Annotated in this window: 7 protein-coding genes; 3 read left to right on the top strand and 4 right to left on the bottom strand. The window is 74.0% G+C overall.

Features of this window, described 5'->3' with window-relative positions; all coding sequences use genetic code 11:
• Positions 1 to 146 precede the first annotated feature (146 nt).
• Positions 147 to 719, top strand: a complete 573-nt coding sequence (locus tag ACFWEJ_RS09055; protein WP_350224564.1) for an O-methyltransferase — start codon at positions 147 to 149, stop codon at positions 717 to 719.
• Positions 720 to 783: 64 nt separating this feature from the next.
• Here ACFWEJ_RS09055 and ACFWEJ_RS09060 read toward each other — a convergent pair whose 3' ends face one another.
• The 4 genes from ACFWEJ_RS09060 to dapE form a co-directional block, all read right to left on the bottom strand.
• Positions 784 to 951 (bottom strand): DUF3117 domain-containing protein, encoded by a 168-nt coding sequence (locus ACFWEJ_RS09060; RefSeq protein WP_084467633.1) that lies wholly within the window; start codon positions 949 to 951, stop codon positions 784 to 786.
• Between the two features lie 170 nt (positions 952 to 1121).
• Positions 1122 to 2051 (bottom strand): dihydropteroate synthase, encoded by a 930-nt coding sequence (gene folP, locus ACFWEJ_RS09065; protein ID WP_377228872.1) that lies wholly within the window; start codon positions 2049 to 2051, stop codon positions 1122 to 1124.
• On the bottom strand, positions 2052 to 2906 hold the full coding sequence (locus tag ACFWEJ_RS09070; RefSeq protein ID WP_377228873.1) for a TIGR00730 family Rossman fold protein: 855 nt from the start codon (positions 2904 to 2906) through the stop codon (positions 2052 to 2054).
• Between the two features lie 9 nt (positions 2907 to 2915).
• The gene (dapE, locus tag ACFWEJ_RS09075) at positions 2916 to 4064 is read right to left on the bottom strand and encodes a succinyl-diaminopimelate desuccinylase (RefSeq protein ID WP_377228874.1); all 1149 of its coding nucleotides are present in this window, start codon (positions 4062 to 4064) and stop codon (positions 2916 to 2918) included.
• 42 nt (positions 4065 to 4106) lie between these two features.
• Here dapE and dapD point away from each other — a divergent pair, with 42 nt between their 5' ends.
• Both dapD and ACFWEJ_RS09085 read left to right on the top strand, forming a co-directional pair.
• A complete protein-coding gene (gene dapD / locus ACFWEJ_RS09080; RefSeq protein ID WP_377228875.1) occupies positions 4107 to 5054 on the top strand; it encodes a 2,3,4,5-tetrahydropyridine-2,6-dicarboxylate N-succinyltransferase in 948 nt (315 codons plus the stop codon).
• An 88-nt stretch (positions 5055 to 5142) separates the two neighbouring features.
• Positions 5143 to 6111 carry a hypothetical protein gene (locus tag ACFWEJ_RS09085; RefSeq protein WP_377228876.1) on the top strand — a complete coding sequence of 323 codons (969 nt, stop codon included), beginning with the start codon at positions 5143 to 5145 and terminating at the stop codon, positions 6109 to 6111.
• The last annotated feature ends 60 nt before the right edge of the window (positions 6112 to 6171 follow it).

The raw sequence follows: 6171 nt of genomic DNA on the forward strand, positions 1-6171 counted from the left end.
CGTTCCCACGGGCTGTACCCTGACGCCGCACGTGATGTACACAACTGCCCGGTTCAGCGGAGGAAGCCATCAGCACAGCGGAGCCGTCAGGCCACGGCAGGGTCGCGGCCTGGGTCTACAGCGAGGCCTTCGTCCCCGAGGACGAGGTGCTGCTGCGCGCCCGCGAACGCGCCTCGGAGCTGGGCTGCACCGCCGTGCTGCCCGGGGTCGGGGCGGTGCTGCGGGTGCTCGCGGCCGCCACCAACGCGCACGCCGTCGTCGAGGTCGGCACGGGGGCCGGGGTGGCCGCGCTCTGGCTGCTGCGGGGTATGCCGCAGGACGGCCAGCTCACCACCATCGACCGCGAGGTGGAGCACCAGCGCGCCGCACGGGCGGCGTTCGTGGAGGACGGCGTGGCCCCGCACCGCACCCGGATCATCCCCGGGCGGCCCGGGGACGTGCTGCCCCGGCTGGCGGACGGCGCCTACGACCTGGTGCTCGTGGCGAGCGACCCGCTCGCGTACCCCGAGTACGTGGACGAGGCCCTGCGGCTGCTGCGCCCGGGCGGCGTGCTCGCCGTCGACAGCGCACTGCTGCGGGACCGGGTGGCGGACCCCGCACGTCGCGACGAGCTCACCACCGTGGTGCGCGAGGTGGGCCGGACGCTGCGGAACGACGAGCGGGTGCTGCCCGCCATGCTGCCGAGCGGGGACGGGCTGCTGCTGGCCGTCCGCCGCTGACCTGCCGAGAGGCCGGTTCTCGCGACGGACGGCCGCCGAAAGACTGGAGACCGGGTCGGCCGGGTCAGCCGACGACGGTCTGGAGAGCGTCTCCGAGCTCGCTGGCCTCGGTCGCGTTGAGCTCGACGACGAGCCGACCGCCGCCCTCGAGCGGCACACGCATGACAATGCCGCGCCCCTCCTTGGTGACCTCGAGCGGTCCGTCACCCGTTCGCGGCTTCATCGCAGCCATGTGTGGCTCTCCCATTCCGTTGTCCGGTGTGTAGCAGCATTCATGTCTCCGGCGAACGCCGAGGGCACAGACCCATTCTAGTTCAAATGACGCCCCTTACTTTCCACTCGCCCATTCGCCGGTCGTTCACACCGGCGGGTGCTGGGAAGGGCGTCGAATCGTGCGTGGGCTCAGGCAAGACCCCTCAGGGCGGCGGCCGGCGGTGCCTCGTCGCGCAGGGCCGCCACGAGGTCGAGCACCCGCCGCGTCACGGCCACGTCGTGGGCCCGGAAGACCCGCGCACCGAGCCACGCCGCCACCGCCGTCGCGGCCAGCGTGCCCTCCAGCCGCTCCTCGGGCGGCAGGTCGAGCGTCTCCCCCACGAAGTCCTTGCGGGAGAGCGCCATCAGCAAGGGGAAACCGAGCCCGGCGAGCGCCTCGGTGCGCCGCAGGAGCTGCAGGGACTGCCACGTGTTCTTGCCGAAGTCGTGGGTCGGGTCCACGAGGACGGACTCGCGCGGCACGCCGCACGCCACGGCCCGCTCCGCGGCGGCCCGCAGGGTCGCCACGACATCGGCCACCAGGCCGTCGGGGCCCGGGTACTCCACCCGGTACGGGTCGGTGCGCGGCACGGCGCCGCCCGTGTGCGAGCAGACCACGCCGACGCCGGCGGCGCCCGCCACCTCCACGAGGGCGGGGTCGTGCCCGGCCCACGTGTCGTTGATCAGGTCCGCGCCGGCGTCGATCGCGGCGCGGGCCACCCCCGCTCGCCACGTGTCGACCGAGACCAGCAGGTCGGGCACGGCACGGCGCACGGCGGCCACGAACGGCACGACGCGGCGGATCTCCTCGGCCTCGTCGACGGGCGCGCCGTTGCCCGCCCGCACGCCGCCGACGTCGAGGATCTCGGCGCCGTCGGCCCAGGCGCGCTCCGCCGCGGCCAGCGCCGCGGCGTCGTCGGGCACCCGGGCGGGCGCGTAGAACGAGTCGGTGGTGCGGTTGAGCACCGCCATCACCACGGGGCGCACCGCGCGGCCCGACCGCCCCACCTCACGCCCGCGCAGCACCAGCCGCTCGGACGGCGGCGGAACCGCCGTCCCGTGAGCCTCCGCGCGGTCCACCTACGCGGTGCCCAGGGAGTTCAGCTGCCCCTGCCTCGTGCCCGCGGCCTCCTCCGTCGCCCGCTCGGCGGCCACGGCCGCCTGCAGGGCCGCCTGCTCCGCCGCGATCTGGTGGGCCCGGTCGACCACGTGCCGCACCGCGTCCGCCGGGTCGTCGGTCAGGTGGATGATGTCGAGGTCGGCGGCGCTGATGACACCGTGCTCCAGCGCCGTCGTCCGGACCCACTCCAGGAGCCCGCCCCAGTACGCCTTTCCCACCAGGACGATCGGGAACTGGGTGACCTTGTGCGTCTGCACCAGGGTGACGGCCTCGAAGAGCTCGTCGAAGGTGCCGAAACCGCCCGGCATGACGATGAATCCCTGTGCGTACTTCAGGAACATCGTCTTTCGCGCGAAGAAGTAGCGGAAGTTGATTCCGAGATTGACGTACTCGTTCACACCCTGCTCGAAGGGCAGCTCGATACCGAGGCCCACGGAGGTGCCGCCCGCCTCGGCGGCGCCCTTGTTCGCGGCCTCCATGATGCCGGGCCCGCCACCCGTGATGACGGCGTAGCCGGCCTCGACCAGCAGCCGGCCCACGGTCTCGCCGGCGGCGTAGTCCGGGTGACCCGGCTTGGTGCGCGCCGAGCCGAACACCGAGACGGCCTGGCCGAGCTCGGCCAGCGCGCCGAAACCCTCGACGAACTCGCTCTGGATGCGCAGCACCCGCCACGGGTCGGAGTGCAGCCAGTCGGTGTCCTGGTCGGAGGCCAGGAGGCGCTGGTCCGTCGTGGTGCGCGGGATCTGGTTCCCGCGCAGGAGCACCGGACCACGGCGGTAGCCGCGGCCGGACTGTGGAATGCCGTCGTCGCTCATGCGACCAAACTAGTCGTCCAGGAGCCAGGCTCGCAGCGCGTCGCGGCACTGCGCGAGCTGCGCGACCGGCAGGTGCTCGTCGTCCTTGTGCGCGAGCAGCGGGTCGCCGGGCCCGAAGTTCACCGCGGGCACCCCCAGCTCCGAGAACCGGGCGACGTCGGTCCACCCGTACTTGGGCGCCGGGGCGCCACCCGTCGTGGCCAGCACCGACTTCACGAACTGCGCCGCCAGCGGGTCGTCGAGGCCCGGACGGGCGCCGCCCGCGGCGTCCGTCACGAGGACCTCGAAACCGTCGAAGACCTCCCGCAGGTGGGCCTCCGCCTCGGCGACGGAGCGCGAGGGGGCGAATCTGTAGTTCACCTCCACCGTGCACGCGTCCGGGATCACGTTGCCCGCGATGCCGCCCTCGATCCGCACGGCGTTGAGGCCCTCGCGATAGACCAGACCGTCCACCTCGACCTCGCGCGGCTCGTAGGCCGCCAGCCGGGTCAGCACCGGCGCGACCGCGTGGATCGCGTTCTCGCCCGTCCAGGCCCGCGCCGAGTGCGCGGCGACGCCGTGCGTGCGCACCTCGACCCGCATCGTGCCGTTGCAGCCGCCCTCGATCCCGGCGTTGGAGGGCTCCCCCAGGATCGCGAAGTCGCCCCGCAGGAGCTCGGGGTGGTTGCGCGCCAGCCGGCCCAGGCCGTTCAGCGCGGAGTCCACCTCCTCGTGGTCGTAGAAGATCCACGTCAGGTCGTGGGCGGGCGCGGTGCCGGGTGCCCCCAGCTCGGCCGCCAGCGCGAGGGCCACGGCGACGCCGCCCAGCATGTCGACGGTGCCGCGGCCCCAGAGGACGGCGTCCGGCCCGCCGTCGGCGCCTGCGCCGTCCTGCCCGACCAGCCGGGTCGGCAGGTTGTCCGCGATCGGCACGGTGTCGATGTGCCCGGCCACGACCACCCGCCGGTCGCGGCCGAGGTGCGTCCGGGCCACCAGGGCGTCGCCGTCGCGCAGCACCTCCAGGTGCGGGCAGCCGCGCAGGACCGCCTCGATCGCGTCGGCGAGGGCCTTCTCGTCGCCGCTGACGGACGGGATGTCGCAGAGGATCCGGGTGAGGGCGACCAGGTCGGCCCCCTCACCGGACGGGTCGAGCAGGGCAGGGTCGATCGCGGTGTCCACAGGGCAAGCCTATGGGCTCCGCGTGGCCGTTAGGCTGGAGGCATGACGACCGCATGGGGCTTCGGCCTTGCCACGATCGCCGACGACGGCACCACCCTCGACACCTGGTACCCGGCGCCCGCCCTCGGCGACGCGCCCGCCGGCGCCACGCCGCCCGAGTCGCTCGCCGCGGCCGCCGGCTCCGACGACGTGCGACGGGTCCGGCTGGAGGTCGTGACCACGCAGATCGACCTCGCCGACCCGCCCAAGGGCGTCTCCGACGCGTACCTGCGGCTCCACCTGCTGTCCGCCCGCCTGGTCCGCCCGCACGGCCTCAACATGGACGGCATCTTCGGGGCCCTGACCAACGTCGTCTGGACCAGCGCCGGCCCGTGCGCCGTCGACGGCTTCGAGGAGACCCGCCTGCGCCTGCGGGCCCGTGGCCACGTCACCGTGTTCGGCGTCGACAAGTTCCCCCGCATGGTCGACTACCTCGTCCCGTCGGGCGTCCGCATCGCCGACGCCGACCGCGTCCGCCTGGGCGCGTACCTCGCGCCGGGCACCACCGTGATGCACGAGGGCTTCGTCAACTTCAACGCGGGCACGCTCGGCACGTCCATGGTCGAGGGCCGCATCTCGGCGGGCGTCACGGTCGGCGACGGGTCCGACGTCGGCGGCGGCGCGTCGATCATGGGCACCCTGTCCGGCGGCGGCAAGCAGGTCGTGTCGCTCGGCGAGCGCTGCCTGCTGGGCGCCAACGCGGGCCTCGGCATCCCCCTCGGCGACGACTGCGTGGTCGAGGCCGGCCTGTACCTCACGGCGGGCACCAAGGTGACGGTGCTCGGCGCGGCGGCCGACCCGTACGGCGACGGCACGGCACCCGTCAAGGCGCGCGACCTCGCGGGCCGCAGCAACCTGCTGTTCCGGCGCAACTCCACCACGGGCACCGTCGAGGTGCTCGACCGCACCGGCGTCGGCATCGAGCTCAACGAGGTGCTGCACGCCAACTGAGGCATCCGTCCCCGTTTGCACCATCCCTGACCAGGCGGATTACAATTCGTGGCCCTCCTGATACCGCCCCGGACGACAGGGAGCTCGCATGGCCCTCCTGGCTGAGACCGGTTCGTCGGTCCCGCCACCCGCTGACGGCCCCACGCCGCCGCGGTCGGTCGGGCGCGCCCTGAAGTACGTGGTGGCGGTCGGCACCGTGTGCGTGGTCGCGACGGTGGGCGTCGTCGTGGGGCTGAACCGCCTCGCGGGGTCCGGTCCCGTGACCGAGCGCTGCACGGCGGTGCTGGAGGACGCGAACTGGTACCTCTCGCCCGACCAGGCGGACAACGCGGCGCTCGTGGCCGGCACCGCGGTGGCCCGCGGCCTGCCCGCCCGGGCGGCCACGATCGGCCTGGCCACTGCGCTGCAGGAGTCCAAGCTCATCAACATCGACTACGGCGACCGCGACTCCGTGGGGCTGTTCCAGCAGCGGCCGTCCCAGGGCTGGGGCACCGTCGACGAGATCCTCGACCCGGCCTACTCCACCAACGCCTTCTACGACGTGCTGATCGAGGTCGAGGGGTACGAGGACATGGAGGTGACGGACGCCGCGCAGACCGTGCAGCGCTCCGCCTACCCCGACGCGTACGCCCAGCACGAGACGCGGTCGCGCGCCTGGGCCTCGGCCCTCACGGGCAACTCCCCCGCCGCCCTGTCCTGCGAGCTCGCCCCGGTGGCCGACGGCGACCAGATCGCCCCCGCGGCCGCCCGTGACGTCGTGGCGGGCCGCCTGGGCCGGGACCTGGGGCTCGCGCCCGCGACCGGTGCGGCGGACCCCAACCGGCAGGACCCGGCGTCGGCGACCGTGACGGTGGACGCGACGCCGCTGACGCCCGACGACCCGGTGCGCGGCGGCTGGGCGACCGCCCAGTGGGCCGTCGCGACGGCCCAGGCCACGCAGGCGGTCGAGGTGCACGTGGACGACCAGGTGTGGCTGCGCGACGAGGCCGCCTGGAGCGAGGCCGAGACCCGGCTGAACCCCGGCGAGGTCCGCATCACGGTGGACGCCGCGGAGTAGCAGAAACGTGGGGGACCCACAGGTGACCCGGGGGGCCGGAGGGGGGGGCGAAGGCGCGTA

It is taken from the genome of Promicromonospora sp. NPDC060204, from assembly GCF_042728455.1.
Taxonomy (GTDB): Bacteria; Actinomycetota; Actinomycetes; order Actinomycetales; family Cellulomonadaceae; genus Promicromonospora.

Excerpts from the sequence above, each read along its gene's own strand:
- dapD (WP_377228875.1), top strand. The coding sequence starts at position 4,107 with ATGACGACCGCATGGGGCTTCGGCCTTGCCACGATCGCCGACGACGGC.
- ACFWEJ_RS09070 (WP_377228873.1), bottom strand. The coding sequence starts at position 2,906 with ATGAGCGACGACGGCATTCCACAGTCCGGCCGCGGCTACCGCCGTGGT.
- ACFWEJ_RS09060 (WP_084467633.1), bottom strand. The coding sequence starts at position 951 with ATGGCTGCGATGAAGCCGCGAACGGGTGACGGACCGCTCGAGGTCACC.
- ACFWEJ_RS09085 (WP_377228876.1), top strand. The coding sequence starts at position 5,143 with ATGGCCCTCCTGGCTGAGACCGGTTCGTCGGTCCCGCCACCCGCTGAC.